The following is a 16945-nucleotide window of genomic DNA, read 5'->3' as shown; positions in this document are numbered from 1 at the left end:
CGTCACAGGTTGAGCTCTCGGTGACGAGCGCTAACTTGGTGTTTACTGTTACTGAAGCGCTGTGTGAGTTGATCTGCAATATAAACCGAGCGATGCTGTCCACCTGTGCAGCCAATCGCGATGGTAAGGTAACTGCGATTATTGCGCTCAAGGTGCGGCATCCAAGTATCAAATAAATTCTCAATCTGCCAGATGAACTTATTGACTAGGGGTTGTCTGCCTAAGAATTCTTGTACTGGTTGATCAAGACCCGTTAATGGTCTTAACTCTGGCTCCCAATGTGGGTTTGGCAAAAAGCGGACATCAAACATAAAGTCGGCTTCAGTAGGCATACCGTGCTTGAATCCAAATGATTCAAAGTGAATGACTAATTCTTTATCAACACTGCCCATAAGAATTTGTCGGACTTGATCGCTCAAATCGTAAATATTCAGCTGAGATGTGTCGATGTAGTGATCAACCATTTTGGCAATTGGTTCGAGCAATCGACCTTCAAGTTGAATCGCTTCTTGTAATGAGATTTGATTTTTTGACAGCGGGTGTAATCGACGTGTTTCACTGTATCGTTTAAGCAGTACTTGATCATTGGCATTTAAAAATAAACTAATGATAGTGGTATCGTCGGACAACAAAGCGATTTGCTGCTCTAATACTTTGCCTTGCTCTTCGATATTGCGCACATCAACACTGATGGCGACAAGTTCGTTATTTCCTTTTAGCTGCTCTAGTAGGCTGCCAATCAGTGGGAGAGGTAGGTTATCAACACAGTAATAACCTAAATCCTCTAACACTCTTAAAGCAACTGACTTACCTGAGCCCGATCGTCCTGATACGATGACAAGTTTCATGCAGTAATAACCTGATACAGTTCTGTAGCGTCATGACTCTTTCGAAGTCTTTTAAGGATGAGTTTATCGCTTAATTTCTCAGCCATACTTGATAACGTGCTTAAGTGTTGCTGACATTGCTCAGAAGGAACCAATAAGGCAAATAAAATGTCTACTGGCTTCTTATCAATAGCATCAAAGTCGATAGCTTCTTCACATTTGATCAAAATAGCGATCGGCGATTCAATGTCGTCTAAACGCCCATGTGGAATCGCAATGCCATTGCCGATACCTGTGCTACCCATTTTTTCACGTGCTATTAAACTTTCGAAAATAGCTTGTGAAGATAGAGTAGGGTACTGGTCAGCCATTAAATTGCTGATAAGTTCCAGTACCTTTTTCTTACTGCCCGGAGTGGCACAGGTAGTGCACGCCGGCTGCAGGATGGTGCGAAGTTCCATCGTTAGTGTTTAATTAACTTCTCTTTGTGTTTAATTACCTGACGGTCTAATTTGTCTATCAGGGCGTCAATTGCGACATACATATCTGCGTTTTGAGATACGGCAAAAACTTCACCTCCTTTGAGGTGCAATTTAGCTTCGGCAATCTGTTGTAACTTTTGTACATTGAGCACAACGTGAACATTATTGATCTGTTCGAAGTGACGTTCAAGCTTTGAAAATTTAGTTTGCACATACTCACGTAAAGATTGAGTAATTTCGATATGGTGTCCAGTCAGGTTAATTTGCATAGATCATCCTCCAATAACAAAGGCTTATAAGCTTTTGCGTTGGTTTGAGGGAGGGATGAGCATTGCTTCACGATATTTGGCGATCGTACGCCGAGCAACATTGATCCCTTGTTCAGCCAGTAGCGTCGCCATTTTACTATCGCTAAGTGGCTTTTTCTGGTTTTCTGCAGCGACCAGCTTTTTGATAAAGGCTCTGATTGCTGTAGATGAACACTCTCCGCCATCATCGGTACTTACGTGGCTAGAGAAGAAGTATTTTAGTTCAAAAAGGCCGCGAGGGGTGTGCATATATTTTTGAGTTGTAACCCGTGAGATGGTCGATTCATGCATCTCTACCGCTTCGGCAATATCATTTAAAACCATAGGCTTCATGGCTTCTTCGCCGAACTCAAAGAAACCTTGCTGGAATTGAACAATACAATTTGCCACTTTTAACAGGGTTTCATTGCGGCTTTCAATACTTTTAATAAACCATTTGGCTTCTTGTAAGTGACCGCGAATGAATTGGCTGTCAGCTTGATTGGCTGAGCCTTTTGCCATGGCGGCATATTGCTGATTTACGCCTATTTTAGGCATATTATCTGGGTTTAATTCTACGACCCAACGGCCATTCTTTTTAAACACTGTGACATCTGGGATGACGTACTCATCTTTGATTGGAGTAATTTGTAACCCTGGGCGAGGGTTCAGTGTTTGGATAAATTGAATCGCTTCGCGTAAATCATCTTCTTTAAGCTTGGTTTTACGCATTAGTAATCTGAAATCACGACCTGCTATTAAATCTAGGTGTTCAGATATCAGTAATTTTACATTTTCTATGCAAGGGATTTCGCTTGGGTATTGTCCCAATTGAATCATCAAACATTCGCTTAAATTTCTTGCAGCGACACCCACTGGATCAAAATGTTGTACACGCTTTAATACGGCTTCAACCTCATCAAGTTCAATATCCTCAAGACCGAGTGCATCGAGAATATCTTCTGTTGATTGAGTTAAGTAACCTCTATCATCAATTGCGTCGATGATGGCTGTCGCAATGGCGAGGTCATTTTCAGAAAATGGGGTTAAGTTTTTTTGCCATTCTAAATGTTCGTATAAACCTTCAGTCGTTTCACCTTGAAATGGCATATCGTCATCACGGCTTACAGCGCCAGAACCTGAGTTAGGAGAGGCGGTGTAGACTTCATCCCAAGTGGTATCCATTGGTAAGTCTTCAGGCATGGACTCTTTCGTAAGTGACTCTGTTGTATCGACTGATGAGGTGTCTTTTTCTACGCTGACTTGGCTGTTATCGCTAAAATCGGTGTCAGTTTGCTGAGTATTGTCTTTGACTGGTTCTTTTGCTTTGGCAAACTCATCCTCAAGCTCAAGAAGAGGATTTGAGTCAAGTGCTTGCTGAATTTCTTGCTGTAGCTCCAAAGAGGAAAGTTGCAATAAGCGAATGGCTTGTTGCAACTGCGGGGTCATTGTCAGGTGTTGACCCATTTTAAGTTGGAGTGAGGCTTTCATTTACCGCTTATCCCTAATTGAATTTCATCATCGCGACTACAATGTTATGGGTCTAGCACCTTTGTAAGTGTTAGCTAGACTTTAACCGAACTTGGGTTCTACTTTGCCAAAAATTAGCGTTAAGTTTTGAGTCTAGTGTATAACGCTAAAAAGTGGGACTGGTTGGCCGCGAAAATGCCATACTTGTACACTAAAGAATGCTAACTATAGCTTGAATTGCTCACCTAAGTATACTGACCTGACTTGCTGATTGTCTAAGATCTCAGCAGGTGTACCTTCAGCAATTAAATCTCCGTGGCTGACAATATACGCACGCTCACATACATCAAGTGTTTCACGGACATTATGGTCAGTAATCAATACTCCAAGACCACGATTTTTTAGTTGTTGAATAATTTTCTTAATATCTATCACAGAGATAGGATCAACACCCGCAAATGGTTCATCTAATAAAATAAACTTAGGATTGGCGGCTAAAGCGCGTGCTATTTCTACACGTCGACGTTCACCACCTGATAGAGCCATACCTTGGCTGTCACGAATATGGGTAATATTGAACTCTTCTAATAAGTGCTCTAATTCTTCGATTCGTTGCTCACTCGATAAGGTTTTGCGGGTTTGCAGCACTGCCATGATGTTATCGTGCACAGTGAGTTTTCTAAAAATACTGGCTTCTTGAGGTAAGTAACCAATACCTTTACGAGCACGTAAATGCATTGGGTCTGCAGTCAAGTCGTCAGAATCAATCAAAATACGACCTTTATCGCTTTTGACTAAGCCTACAACCATATAAAAGGTTGTGGTTTTACCTGCACCATTTGGCCCTAAAAGACCAACAATCTGACCCGTTTTAACGGTTAGGCTAACGTTTTTGACAACTTGGCGGCTTTTATAGCTTTTTGCTAAGTTTTCAGCTGTTAAGGTAATTTGTGTCATTATTGCTTTTGCTCTGCCGCAGGGGTCGTTATGTCTGCATTGGTTGAGTTTTGAATATCAGATTCTTGAGGGGTGACTGATTCAAGGAGGGCATCAGTGTTAGTTTCAACAGCATTTGCCTCAGGAGTCACTGTTTGATTCTCAGTTACATTGTTAGGTACATTATCAGTCGTATCAGCATCTGGGTTATCAAGCGAATCATTATTTTCTAACGGCGCTTCGTCTGAGTTATCAAGTTCTTCGTTTTCTTTATTCAAGTCAGGGTAATTTTCTGGCTGAAAAATTGTGATAACTCTGTCTTTTCCTTCACCTGTGCTTTCAGCGATCAGTTGCTGTTTATCAATATTATAGCTAATGAGATTACCAGTAACCTGACTGCCTGCCTGGTCAAGTTTTGCATTGCCTTTTAAGGTTAAAATACTGGTCGAAAGCTCATATTTTATTTCGTTTGCACTTGCGGTACCGATACGGCCATCATCGAGTTCTTGTGAGAATGTGGCTGGATTACCTGTCGCAATCATGGTTTTTTTGCCACCCGACTCTTCACTGAATGCACGTAATTGATCGGCATTAATATTAATGGTGCCTTGCGTCACATTCACTGGGCCGAAGAAAATCACTTGGTTATTTTTAATATCTGCTTTTTGGCTGACGGCAGCGACTTTAAGCTCTTGTTGTAAATCACCTTCTTTGGCATGAACGCCGGTGACTGTCACTAAGCTCAATCCCATTAGGCTCATACCAAGAATACTTTTTCTAATAAAGTCTGTTTTCATAAGCTTATTGAGTGAAAATGTCAGTGTTTTACTTTGCTTCATATGTTCCTTCTACCTGACTTAAAAGCTCTAACTCTTCGGCATTTAAATCAGCATAAAGGCCTAAGCCTTGTATTTTAAAATCTTGTCCTGAGACATTAATCTGTCGATCAGACGTCATGATCATGGTATTTAAATCTAACGCAAGCATACTTGTGGTTAGCGATTGTACTGGTTCATTGATGTTTATTGCATCAATAATAACATTTTTTTCTAGCACCACTTTACCGGTTTCTTTATTAAGCTTGCCTAATTCAGCGGTTAATTGCCACTCAGCTTCGCCGTTTTCTGGATAGATAAGGTATACAGGCTCAGTGAATAGGGTTTCATTGGTTTGCTGAAAGTGTTCCATGTGTTTTGCTGAAACCCGGCTTTGTACTAATCCTTGCTCGTTAAATTCTGTGCTTCGTAAGTCATTAGCGATGAATTCTGGACGCGCGGGATCGGGAAGCTTATTGGCTTCCATTTGACTACGCTTCACTTGCACTTGCCAGTATAAAACTAATGCTGCACCAAAGAAGCCGAGAATAGCGAGGGTGGTACGGCTCATATACTCATTCCGTGGGCGGTTTCGAATTTGTCTTGGCTAACAAGCAGTAAATCAGTTAACTCACGTAAAGCGCCGTTACCGCCATTAATGCGAGTGATCATTTGGCAATGTTGTTTTACGTATGGGTGACCATCTGCTACGCAAACAGCTAAGCCCACTTCTTTCATAACGGGTAAATCAACCATGTCATCACCGATATAGGCAACTTCATCTGGCGTTACATTATAAATACTGAGTAACTCTTTAAATGGTGTGAGCTTATCATCTACCCCTTGATAGATATGGCTAACACCTAGCGCCGTCATTCGATTTTCGACAATGGCAGACTTTCTGCCTGTGATAACGGCAACATTGATACCGCTAGTTAAAATCGATCGAATACCGTAACCATCACGGGTATGGAAAGCTTTCAACTCTTCCCCTGCGTTACTTAAATATATACGCCCGTCAGAAAAGACCCCATCAACATCACAGATCAGGAGTTTGATTTTTTTAGCGCGTTGCCAAATATCGTCTGATACAGGGCCATATAATCCTTGATGAACTTGACTATTCGACATATTAAATGACTCCTGCTTTTACCATATCAAGCATATTAAGTGCGCCAATTGGGCGTTGATTTTCATCAACAACAATTAAGCCGTTGATACTTTTTTCATCCATCACTTGTAAGGCCTGTGCTGCTAAAATATCAGCTCTGATGGTAATGCAATTAGGGGTCATCACTTGTGAGATTGGCGTGGTGCGTAAATTGACTTCGGCATCAATCACTCGGCGTAAATCACCATCGGTGAAGATACCGACTAACTGTTGGTTGTCATCAATAACGGCAGTCATGCCTAGTCCTTTATTGGATATTTCGTATAGTGACTCTGTGATGCAAACCTGGCTATTAACTTGCGGAACATCGCTTCCATGATGCATGACGTCTGATACTTTAAGTAAGAGTTTACGTCCTAATGATCCACCTGGGTGTGATAATGCAAAATCATCACGAGTAAAGCCTCTGGCTTGCAATAATGCGACGGCTAGGGCATCGCCCATTACCAAGGTTGCGGTAGTGCTTGAAGTAGGCGCCAATCCTAATGGACAAGCTTCTTCTGGTACTTCAATGCAAAGATGCAGTTTAGATAACCGCGCCATGTTAGATTCAGGCTTACCCGTGATCGCAATCACTGGAACACCCATGCGCTGAATAACGGGTAGCAAGGTTAAAATTTCACTCGACTCACCAGAGTTAGAAATTGCTAAGATAATATCATTTTTAGCCAGTGCACCTAGGTCACCATGGCTTGCTTCGCCTGGGTGAACAAAAATGCAGGCGTTCCTGTGCTGGCCAATGTAGCTGAAATCTTATTGCCAATGTGGCCTGATTTACCCATGCCCATGACAATCACTTTACCTTTGCACTGCAAAATTAGTTCACAAGCTTGGCCAAAGGCATCTGAATCAACGTACTGATATAAGTTATCTAACGCTGTTTTTTCAATATCAATGACTTGACGACCCCATTGACGCAACTGTGTTTGATTTATCATATGTTTCTCGTTTTTTTCCAATGCTAATGAGTCTTTAACAATGGTGAGTGACCCATCTTTATGCCCCGTTATTGAGATTGAAATAAGACAATCTGGTACGCAATAAAGACGACTAATAATATGGCGCCATGCCAGCGAGTTAATTGTTTCTTCGCTCCACTTGATAATACGAGCACAGCAAGGGCTGCACTGGTACCAAGTGTCATGTAAAAATCACGGCCAGCAGCATTGGCATCTATTTCCCCAGGGGCAATCAATCCTGGTATAGCAAGTACCGCTAGGATATTAAATAGATTCGAACCCACAATGTTACCAATTGCGAGATCATCTTCTTTTTTAATACGCCAGCTACGCATGCTGCTAATTCAGGCAAGCTTGTTCCCACTGCAATAATGGTTAAACCAATGACTAAATCTGATAACCCAAATGTCTTTGCAATGCCTACAGCGCCGGTTACCATCCAGTCAGCAGAAAGCGGTAGCAAAACCATGCCAACAATAATCCAGATAATAGCATGTAATGTAGGTACATTTTTAGGGATCTCTGCATCAGATTCGTCAGATAGTGGATCTATTTGCTTATTTCTCAGTGCTTGCCAGATGAAATAACCCATTAACGAGAAGAAAGCGACCAAAAGCACTGTGCCTTCAAATCGGGTTAGCATACCGTCATGAATGAGGTATCCGGCTAACACAGTTGCCGCTAACATTAACGGAATTTCACGTTTAAGGGTTTGTGAGCTAACTGATATAGCACCTAAAAGTGCTGTAATACCAAGAATTAAGGTGATGTTAGCAACATTTGAACCTAGGACATTTCCAACGGCAGTATTACTCATCCCTTCCATCGACGCTGTTGCAGCCACAAACATTTCAGGAGCAGAACTTCCCATGGCCACAATGGTTAATCCAATCAGCATTGGAGGTAGGCCAAGGTTTCTAGCGAAAGCGGCTGCGCCATATACGAAGCGATCTGCGCTCCAAACTAATACGCCTAATCCAGCGATTAGCATTAAAATATTAAAAAGCATGTGGTTCCAAAACGTGTGTTAATAGCGATATTTGTGCAGGATTTTAACAAAAATATGAGCTGATGCGATAATTGTTGTGGATTGTAACTCATGGTGATTGATTTGTTGTAGGTTCTTACACAATTTCGTACAATTCAGCTCTACACCACATGCGCCAGGAAGGCTATTATTTCTTCAATATCCGATTCCAAATTATTAGATTCAGCAATGCCATTGGTCGAAGTTCGCCACATGGGGTTCAATCGTGGATCACGTGTTATTTTTGATGATATTTGCTTGAGCATTCCCAAAGGGAAGGTGACAGCGATTATGGGCCCGAGTGGCATCGGAAAAACAACCTTACTCAAATTGATTGGTGGCCAATTAACGCCTAACAGTGGTGAGGTACTTTTTAGTGGTGAAAATGTTCATCAATTAACACGTCCGCAATTATTCGAATTACGTAAAAGAATGAGCATGCTTTTTCAAAGTGGTGCGTTATTTACCGATATGAATGTATTCGATAACGTCGCATTTGCCCTGCGAGAGCATTCAGGCTTACCTGAAGAGCTTATTCGTAAAATTGTGTTAATGAAGCTACAAGCGGTTGGGCTTCGAGGCGCAGCACTGATGCACCCTAATGAACTGTCTGGTGGAATGCAGAGAAGGGCAGCGTTGGCGCGGGCAATTGCACTAGAACCTGAAATGATTTTGTATGATGAACCATTTGCAGGCCAAGATCCTATTTCCATGGGTATGCTGGTGAAATTGATAAGCGAATTATCAGATACCTTAAATTTAACTTCAGTGGTGGTCTCTCATGATGTGGACGCCGTGCTGAGTATTGCCGATTATGTTTACGTCATCGCGGAGAAAAAGTCATTGCTTCAGGAACTCCTGAAGAATTACGTGCTTCTGATAATCGTCAAATTGAGCAATTTATCAAAGGTAATCCTGACGGCCCTGTGCCATTTCATTTTCCTGCCGAAGATTACCAACAGGAGATGCTCAATGGGAGTGATTAACCGCATTGAAAACATCGGTCGCTACGCATTAGATTTTATCGCTGGTTTAGGGCGGGCTGGTCTTATGCTGTGGGGGGCAATTGCCCATTTACCTAGATTGCAAAAAGGGCTTCCTTTACTGCTCAAGCAAATTTATGTGCTTGGTGTGCGCTCAATGGTGATTATCGTCGTATCAGGTCTATTCATTGGTATGGTGTTAGCGCTTCAAGGTTATACCGTACTTGCTGATTTTGGTACTGTTGAAAGCCTAGGGCCTATGGTTGCCTTGAGTTTATTGCGTGAACTTGGCCCAGTGGTCACAGCTCTTTTATTTGCTGGTCGAGCGGGTTCAGCATTGACAGCTGAAATTGGATTAATGAAATCTACTGAGCAATTGTCTAGTCTTGAAATGATGGCCGTCGATCCGTTGAAGCAAGTTGTCGCACCTCGCTTTTGGGCTGGAGTGATTTCAGTGCCATTATTAACCATGATGTTTTGCCTTGTTGGAATATTGGGTGGTCATTTAGTGGGGGTAGAATGGAAAGGCATTGATAGCGGGTCTTTTTGGTCAATTCTTCAAGCGTCGGTTGAGTGGCGTCAGGATATTGTAAATTGCTTGATTAAAAGTACCTTCTTCGGTGTGGTTGTGACATGGATTTCTTTATATCGCGGGTATGAAGTCACGCCAAACCCTGAAGGGATAAGCAAAGCCACTACCTCGACCGTGGTGCAAGCAAGTTTGGTCGTACTCGCATTAGATTTCTTGCTGACTGCAATCATGTTTGGTCAGTAGTCATATTTTTAACGTTCATAAATTAAGTGGTTGAAGCGTATGTTGACAAGGAAAGTAGAATTATTCGTAGGCGTATTTTTGCTCGCTGGGTTGCTGGCATTTTGTATTTTGGTATTCAATGTTGCCAACGTAGAACTAAAACCCAATCAAGCTACCTATACTTTAAAGGCAGAGTTCAACAATATTGGCGGGTTAAAAGTACGCTCGCCAGTTAAAGTAGGCGGAGTTGTCGTTGGCCGCGTGACAAATATAACCTTAGACACTAAAAAACTTGTGCCCGTGGTAACGTTAACGATGGACAAGCAATATGATCAATTCCCTGAAACCAGTAGCTTATCGATTTTAACCTCGGGTTTACTTGGGGAACAATTCTTAGGCTTAACCCCAGGTTTTATGGATGATGATATAGAGATGCTAGCGGATGGCGATAGAGTCCATGACACTCGTTCAGCATTAATATTAGAAGATTTAATTGGGCAACTTCTGTATAGCGTTTCTTCGAAGGATTAATAGGAGAGTATCATGAGCCAATTTTTCATACGTTTATGGCGTGTTTGTGTCTTATTCGCGGTCATCATTTTGCCAGTACAGGCTAGCGAAGTGATCGACACCCATGACCCTTTTAAATTAGTCCAGCAAGTATCCAGTAAAACCTTTGAGCGTTTTGATGCTGATAAGGCACTCATTGATGCTGATTTGAGTCATTTGAAAGTCATTGTGCGCGAAGAGTTAATGCCTTATGTGGATTATAAGTATGCAGCTTATAAAGTCATGGGGCAGTATTTACGCGACACCACACCAGAGCAACGAGAGCGTTTTGTTGATGCATTTGAAGGGTATCTGGTTGCGACTTATGCGCAAGCGTTCACCGAATATACTGGACAAAAAGTGCAATTTTCTCCAGCTAGTGAATTCGAAAATGAAAAGTTTGTTGATGTAAATGTGCAAATCATTGAAGACGGTCGTCCGCCAATTAAGGTGATGTTTAAGGCTAGACGCCTAAAAGATGACAGTTGGAAAGCATTCGATTTAGTCGCTGAAGGGGTCAGTTTGCTGGCATCTAAACAGTCAGAAATCACCAACCTTATTCGCCAAAAAGGGGTTGATTCAGTGATTGAGATGCTTAAAGAGAAGACCCAGCAAGAAATCAATTACAAACAGGATAAGGAAAATGCTGCGTGATTGAGTTTTTACAGCAAGGTGACATTTGTGAAATTAAAGGGAAATTAAGGCAAATAGAGGTCATCGATTTATGGCCAAAACGACAAGAGTTGTTTACTGATTCGACTCAGGTGTTAGACTTGTCTGCTTTAGAGTATGCCGACAGCGCAGGCGTCGCTTTTTTACTTGAGCTGGTTAGTTTAGGTAAAAGCAGTAAAAACACCACTCAGCCAAGGAGATTGGCACATCCGAGTAAACATCTAAAAAGACTCATTGAGTTATATGATTTAGAATCCTTTTTTCTAGAAAACTAGCATTGAATTTAAGGTAACCAATTTCATGGATTGCAAAGTAATCGAGCAGATTTTAACAGAAGCACTAACGATTGATGAAGTGCATGTCACTTCAGATGGAAGTCATTATAAAGTTGTTGCCGTTGGCGAATGTTTTGATGGCATGAGCAAAGTAAAGCAGCAGCAAACGATTTATGCACCATTAAATGACCATATTGCTAGTGGTGAATTACATGCGCTGACCATCAAAACATTTACGCCGACACAGTGGAAGCGTGAAAAATTATTTAATATGTAATTAGAGAGTCAGTGTGGATAAATTAACAATTAAAGCCAGTAAGCCACTTTCTGGAGATGTCACTATTTCTGGTGCTAAAAATGCGGCATTGCCGATTCTATTTGCTGGCGTGCTTGCTGAAACTGACTTTATCGTCTCTAACGTACCAAGTTTACGCGATGTAAATACCACGTTTAAATTACTACGATGCTTGGGCGCAGAAGTCACAGATTTAGGTAACAGTAAATACTGCATCTCAGCTGCAAAGCTTAATGAGTTTTGTGCACCTTACGATTTAGTCAAAACCATGCGCGCTTCGATCCTAATTTTAGGGCCGTTGCTGGCACGTTTTGGTACTGCAGATGTGTCACTGCCTGGCGGCTGTGCTATTGGTGCTCGTCCAGTGAACCTTCATTTACAAGGCTTAGAGCAAATGGGCGCTAAGATTGAAGTAAAAGAAGGCTACATTAAAGCTCGTGTCGATGGTCGCTTAAAAGGTGCGCATATCTTTATGGATATGGTGAGCGTTGGGGCAACCGAAAACTTATTGATGGCTGCAGCATTAGCTGATGGTGAAACCATTATTGAAAATGCTGCGCGAGAGCCTGAAATTAATGATTTAGCGCATTGTTTGATAGCGATGGGAGCTAAAATTTCGGGTGTCGGTACTGCGACATTAAAAATTGAAGGTGTTGAGCGTCTTTCAGGGTGTGAGCACCGTGTCATGCCTGATCGAATTGAGACAGGTTCATTCCTTGTTGCTGCTGCAGTGACTCGTGGTAGCGTGCGTTGTGTCAGTGCCGATCCATCTTCGCTTGAAGCTGTACTTGCTAAGTTAGAAGATGCGGGGGCAGAAATCACTACAGGTGAAGATTGGATTGAGCTGGATATGAAAGGCAAACGTCCAAAGGCCGTTAATATAAAAACGGCTCCTTATCCTGCATTCCCAACCGATATGCAAGCTCAGTTTTGTGTGTTAAATGCTTTAGCTGAAGGAACGAGTCATGTGACTGAAACGATTTTTGAAAATCGTTTTATGCATGTACCTGAACTGAGCCGTATGGGCGCAGAAATGGAACTTGAAGGTAATACTTGTATCATTAAAGGTATTGAGCGCATGAATGGTGCTCAAGTGATGGCGACTGATTTACGTGCATCTGCCAGCTTAGTGATTGCAGGTTTAATGGCTGATGGGATTACTACAGTTGATCGTATTTACCACCTTGACCGTGGTTATGAACATATTGAAGAAAAGTTCAAAGGGCTAGGCGGCGAAGTCGTACGTGTGTCTGAATAGACTGACGTGATTAGGCTTTTAATAAGCTAAAGACTATACCAATAAAAAACCGCTCATTGAGCGGTTTTTTATTTAATTGAATTAAGTGTCTTTTTATTAGCTATTTTCTGGTAACTTTTCGCCAATAATCACAGGCAGTTCAATCGGCTTGCCTTCACGGATAATGGTAATGTTAACCTTATTGCCTGGTGGTGTTTCCGCGATTCTATCCATGAGCATTTCAACACCAGGAACGCTTTCTTCTGCGTATTGAATAATGACGTCGCGTGGTTTTAAAGTCGCTTTAGCTGCAGGGCCATTAGGATCAACCCCTGTTACTAGTACACCTTTAAGATCGGGTAGGTTTAAAATTTGCGCCATCACTTGGCTGAGGGGCTCGCCAGAGATCCCTAAAGCACCGCGGATCACACGGCCATTTTTAATCAGTTTACCCATAATGCTATGGGCAAGCTTGATAGGAATAGCAAAGTTAATTCCGTGTCCACCGCCTTCAGCGCCAATCTGAAATGCGGCAGTATTAATACCAATTAATTCCCCACCTGTGTCAATTAATGCCCCACCTGAGTTACCGGCATTAATCGCAGCATCTGTTTGTAAAAAGTCTAAATAACCTGAACTGAGTCCATTTCGACCTGTGGCACTAATAATACCTTGAGTAATGGTTTGTCCTAAGTTGTAAGGATTACCAATGGCAAGCACAACATCACCCACTTGGGCTGGGTTATTAAGATTAATCGGAACGATTGGCAGGTTATCCCCTTCGATTTTAAGCACGGCGATATCAGTGATTTGATCTGAGCCCACGACTTCTGAGGTAAATTTTCGCCCATCTTGTAAGGCTATGACGATCTCATCAGCTTTTTTAATAACATGGTAATTGGTTAAAATATAACCTTCTTTACTCATGATAACGCCTGAGCCGAGACCTTGAAGTGAACTGGAATTCAGTGGGCTATTTTGATCTAAACTGAGGCTATAAATATTGACAACGGCAGGGGCTGCTCGGCGAACCGCGCTCGCAAAAGACAATTCGTTATTTTGATGAGTAACAGACAAGCCATTGTTAAAGCTGTTGTTATCAGTAAAACGAGTCACTACTAAAAACACAGCAGCCATGACGAGGCCAAAAACCACGGCTTTTGTTAAGTATAAGATGTTGTCTTTAAGATTCATTGGCCAACTAAATTAGTTAAATTAATCAAGGATATTACCACGCTTAAAAAATTAAGCATCGTGACTAGGCCACGATGCTTAATTAGCACTATAAAACTCAGTTTTTAGTGCAGCGTTAATGTAGGTATACACATGTCAAACGACACCATTGCTAGGCTAATATCATAGCGGTTATTACCTTAATGCCTTGTTATTAAAGTTTGATATACCTTTATAAAGCTCGCTGTTACTCAGGCTATCTTAATACAAGGTACATTAGCTTATTATCACGTAATATTTTTAGTGCCACTGCGCCTTGTTGGTTTTTCAGCTCTTCTTTAAGTGAGTTTAAGTTTTTCACCTTGCTGCGGTTTAAGCCCACTATCAGATCGCCTTTTTCTAGGCCGTTACGAGCGGCCGGCGACCCCTGTGCAATATCGGTTATTTCAATACCTTTATTACTATTAGTAAGTTCAGCCCCTTCAAGCATAGGATGTAAAGCATCAGCAGCTGAGCCGGTACTGCTTGTTGATTCTCCTAATATTACGTTAACGGTTTCTTTATCCCCGTCTCGGATGATGCCGATGTTAACTTTAGCACCAGCGCCCATAGTGGCCACTTTGGCTCGAAGTTCTTGGAAGTTTTTGATTTTTTCCCGTTTACGCTGACGATAATATCGCCAGCTTCAATGCCTGCATCATCGGCTGCACTATCTGGCATCACTTCACTAATAAAGCCACCATGTTGGGTTTCAAGACCAAATGCTTTAGCGAGTTCATTATCTAAATCTCGGCCTGTTACACCTAGCACCCCACGCTTGACTTCACCATGCTCGATAATTTGATTAATGAGGTTATTGACCATATTGGCAGGAATAGCGAAACCAATACCGACGTTACCGCCACCTGGAGCGACAATGGCCGTGTTAATACCAATCAGTTCACCGTTCAGGTTGACGAGTGCACCACCAGAGTTACCACTATTAATAGCAGCATCGGTTTGGATAAAGTTTTCAAGCATTTCGATGCCAAGCCCGCTGCGACCCAATGCACTGACAATACCGGATGTGACCGTTTGACCTAAGCCAAACGGATTACCAATTGCAATAGCAAAGTCGCCAACACGAATGTCATCTGAATTGGTTTGTTTAATCGCTGTCAGGTTTTTGGCTTTAATTTGTAATAAGGCGATATCAGACTCGGGATCTGAGCCTATTAATTTAGCATCAATTTCGCGGCCATCATGTAAACCGATTTTAATTTCATCTGCGCCATTAATTACATGGTTATTAGTCACAATGTAACCTTCTTTGGCATCAATAATGACACCAGAACCTAGACCTCTAAATGGTCGTTCACGTATTTGTTCTTGAGGTGCGTTGGGGCCAAAGAAATATTTAAACACATCAGGAATTTGCTGTTTTGAAGTTTGAGTACCACTAACCGCAACTGAAACCACAGCAGGGGTTGCTTGTTCTAACATTGGCGCTAGGCTTGGCAATGTTTGACCATCAACTGCATGAGGCATCGCTGCCTGTGATATAGCTGGCATTAACGATAAAGAGGCAGTTAATAACGCTGCAGAAAGTAAAGTTAATTTTGGCTTCATTGATTGTAACTCCTTGAAAATGAAATCTGTGTCTTACACGAAAATGGCTTTTCGCTTATGCGTAATAAATGATTCCCGTTAACACGTATTGAATATATAACCTCGGAGTGGTGCAAAATCCAATAAGTTCAGGCTTTATTAACAAAGGTTAATTTTTTGTTGTTCTAAGCGTTACCTCAATTGAGGCTGCATGCTATGATTGCTGAGAATTTTCAGCAGTATAGAGAGTCGTATTCGTGTCTCAGTTAAGCCCATGGCAGCATTATCAACAAGATTTAACCCGTGAAGGTTTTTCTCATGACTTAGCACAAGAGCAAGCTGTTAAGTCATTACAAAGAGTGTATGAAGAGCTTATAGCTGCTGATACTCAAACCTCTGGCATGACTAAACTATTGAGCGCTATTGGTATTAAAAAATCTGCACCTTCAGTGCAGGGGTTATACCTTTGGGGCGGTGTAGGCCGTGGTAAAACCTACCTCATGGATACCTTCTTTGATGCTTTACCGACAGATAAAAAACTGCGTGCTCATTTTCATCGGTTTATGCATCAGTTACATCATGATTTAGGTGAACTGGAAGGGGGCAAGATCCATTAATCAGCATTGCGAAGAAAATGGCTCAACAATATAAGATTATTTGTTTTGATGAGTTTTTTGTTTCTGACATTACTGATGCGATGTTATTGGGAACCTTGTTTCAATACTTGTTTAAAGAAGGCGTTGCTTTAGTGGCAACATCTAACATTATTCCTGATGATTTATACAAAAACGGCCTTCAACGTGCGCGCTTTTTACCTGCGATTGCATTAATTAATCAGCATTGTGAAATTTTAAACGTGGATTCAGGTATCGATTACCGTTTACGTACACTCGAGCAAGCTGAGATATATCATTTCCCATTAGATGAACAAGCTGATACAAACTTACTGACTTATTTTGGTCAGCTTGCCCCTGAATCAGAGGTGCTCACAGACGCTATCGAGATAGAAGGGCGTTTTATTGATATTCGTCAGCAATCTCAAGGCGTGCTATTAGCTAATTTTAGAGACTTGTGTGATGGGCCAAGATCGCAACGTGATTATATGGAAGTGGCCAGACTCTATCACACGGTTTTATTAAGTGGTTTAGAGCAGATGGGCTCGTCTACAACAGGTGATGATATTGCCAGACGTTTTCTGGCGATGGTGGATGAGTTTTATGAGCGGAATGTTAAGCTGATTATCTCTGCAGAAGTGGCGCTGGAAGCTATTTATACAGACGGTTTATTGGCTTTTGAGTTCAGGCGTTGTCGTTCGCGTTTAATCGAAATGCAATCTCATGATTACCTGACTTTAGAGCATCTACCTTAATAGTGGCTCGTTTATATATTAAGCCGTCTATTGATGCGTAATTTCGCTTAAAAAATCGCATATATAATGTACATCAA

Annotated in this window: 14 protein-coding genes and 6 pseudogenes; 8 read left to right on the top strand and 12 right to left on the bottom strand. The window is 41.7% G+C overall.

Annotated elements, in window-relative coordinates; all coding sequences use genetic code 11:
• Positions 1–2: 2 nt before the first annotated feature.
• The 10 genes and pseudogenes from rapZ to ACGEDC_RS05555 all read right to left on the bottom strand — a co-directional run bounded on the left by rapZ (position 3) and on the right by ACGEDC_RS05555 (position 7938).
• Positions 3–848, bottom strand: coding sequence for an RNase adapter RapZ (gene rapZ / locus ACGEDC_RS05600; protein WP_055023482.1), 846 nt, complete (start codon positions 846–848; stop codon positions 3–5).
• Entirely contained in the window at positions 845–1288 is a 444-nt protein-coding gene (gene ptsN / locus ACGEDC_RS05595; RefSeq protein WP_055023481.1) for a PTS IIA-like nitrogen regulatory protein PtsN, read from the bottom strand. Before ptsN ends, rapZ begins: the two co-directional genes overlap by 4 nt.
• A 2-nt stretch (positions 1289–1290) precedes the next feature.
• Positions 1291–1578 (bottom strand): ribosome hibernation promoting factor, encoded by a 288-nt coding sequence (gene hpf, locus ACGEDC_RS05590; protein WP_055023480.1) that lies wholly within the window; start codon positions 1576–1578, stop codon positions 1291–1293.
• Between the two features lie 24 nt (positions 1579–1602).
• Positions 1603–3087, bottom strand: a complete 1485-nt coding sequence (locus tag ACGEDC_RS05585; protein WP_394496981.1) for an RNA polymerase factor sigma-54 — start codon at positions 3085–3087, stop codon at positions 1603–1605.
• 204 nt (positions 3088–3291) lie between these two features.
• Positions 3292–4023, bottom strand: coding sequence for an LPS export ABC transporter ATP-binding protein (gene lptB / locus ACGEDC_RS05580; protein ID WP_055023478.1), 732 nt, complete (start codon positions 4021–4023; stop codon positions 3292–3294).
• A 194-nt stretch (positions 4024–4217) separates the two neighbouring features.
• Positions 4218–4763, bottom strand: a pseudogene (gene lptA / locus ACGEDC_RS05575) (lipopolysaccharide transport periplasmic protein LptA); the annotation flags it as partial.
• Positions 4764–4827: 64 nt separating this feature from the next.
• Positions 4828–5388, bottom strand: coding sequence for an LPS export ABC transporter periplasmic protein LptC (lptC, locus tag ACGEDC_RS05570; protein ID WP_055023477.1), 561 nt, complete (start codon positions 5386–5388; stop codon positions 4828–4830).
• On the bottom strand, positions 5385–5948 hold the full coding sequence (gene kdsC, locus ACGEDC_RS05565) for a 3-deoxy-manno-octulosonate-8-phosphatase KdsC (protein WP_394496976.1): 564 nt from the start codon (positions 5946–5948) through the stop codon (positions 5385–5387). The genes lptC and kdsC overlap by 4 nt, the downstream gene beginning before the upstream one ends.
• A 1-nt stretch (position 5949) precedes the next feature.
• Positions 5950–6770: pseudogene (locus tag ACGEDC_RS05560) on the bottom strand (KpsF/GutQ family sugar-phosphate isomerase).
• A gap of 224 nt (positions 6771–6994) precedes the next feature.
• A pseudogene (locus ACGEDC_RS05555) lies at positions 6995–7938 on the bottom strand (calcium/sodium antiporter).
• A gap of 225 nt (positions 7939–8163) precedes the next feature.
• Between ACGEDC_RS05555 and ACGEDC_RS05550 the strand changes: the two are divergent.
• The 7 genes and pseudogenes from ACGEDC_RS05550 (at position 8164) to murA (ending at position 12760) form a co-directional block, all read left to right on the top strand.
• Positions 8164–8960: pseudogene (locus ACGEDC_RS05550) on the top strand (ATP-binding cassette domain-containing protein).
• Positions 8947–9732, top strand: coding sequence for a lipid asymmetry maintenance ABC transporter permease subunit MlaE (gene mlaE / locus ACGEDC_RS05545; protein WP_394496974.1), 786 nt, complete (start codon positions 8947–8949; stop codon positions 9730–9732). The pseudogene ACGEDC_RS05550 and the gene mlaE overlap by 14 nt, the downstream one beginning before the upstream one ends.
• A 39-nt stretch (positions 9733–9771) precedes the next feature.
• Positions 9772–10242: an outer membrane lipid asymmetry maintenance protein MlaD gene (gene mlaD, locus ACGEDC_RS05540; RefSeq protein WP_065109384.1), complete on the top strand. Its 471-nt coding sequence runs from the start codon at positions 9772–9774 to the stop codon at positions 10240–10242.
• Positions 10243–10254: 12 nt separating this feature from the next.
• Positions 10255–10914: an MlaC/ttg2D family ABC transporter substrate-binding protein gene (locus tag ACGEDC_RS05535; RefSeq protein ID WP_394496970.1), complete on the top strand. Its 660-nt coding sequence runs from the start codon at positions 10255–10257 to the stop codon at positions 10912–10914.
• Complete coding sequence (locus ACGEDC_RS05530) at positions 10911–11207, top strand: STAS domain-containing protein (protein ID WP_119967917.1); 297 nt, start codon at positions 10911–10913, stop codon at positions 11205–11207. The genes ACGEDC_RS05535 and ACGEDC_RS05530 overlap by 4 nt, the downstream gene beginning before the upstream one ends.
• Positions 11208–11232: 25 nt before the next feature.
• Positions 11233–11484: a BolA family protein gene (locus ACGEDC_RS05525; RefSeq protein ID WP_055023469.1), complete on the top strand. Its 252-nt coding sequence runs from the start codon at positions 11233–11235 to the stop codon at positions 11482–11484.
• A 13-nt stretch (positions 11485–11497) separates the two neighbouring features.
• Positions 11498–12760 carry a UDP-N-acetylglucosamine 1-carboxyvinyltransferase gene (gene murA / locus ACGEDC_RS05520; RefSeq protein WP_055023468.1) on the top strand — a complete coding sequence of 421 codons (1263 nt, stop codon included), beginning with the start codon at positions 11498–11500 and terminating at the stop codon, positions 12758–12760.
• Positions 12761–12856: 96 nt separating this feature from the next.
• Here murA and degS read toward each other — a convergent pair whose 3' ends face one another.
• The gene (gene degS, locus ACGEDC_RS05515) at positions 12857–13933 is read right to left on the bottom strand and encodes an outer membrane-stress sensor serine endopeptidase DegS (RefSeq protein WP_055023467.1); all 1077 of its coding nucleotides are present in this window, start codon (positions 13931–13933) and stop codon (positions 12857–12859) included.
• Positions 13934–14168: 235 nt separating this feature from the next.
• A pseudogene (locus ACGEDC_RS05510) lies at positions 14169–15520 on the bottom strand (DegQ family serine endoprotease).
• 236 nt (positions 15521–15756) lie between these two features.
• On the opposite strand from ACGEDC_RS05510, the pseudogene zapE reads away from it, so the two are divergent.
• A pseudogene (gene zapE / locus ACGEDC_RS05505) lies at positions 15757–16868 on the top strand (cell division protein ZapE).
• Positions 16869–16945: the final 77 nt, after the last annotated feature.

The sequence above is a fragment of the Shewanella sp. ENK2 genome (assembly GCF_043568515.1).
Classification (GTDB): Bacteria; Pseudomonadota; Gammaproteobacteria; order Enterobacterales; family Shewanellaceae; genus Shewanella; species Shewanella japonica.
This window is presented reverse-complemented; position numbering and strand designations above follow the sequence as displayed.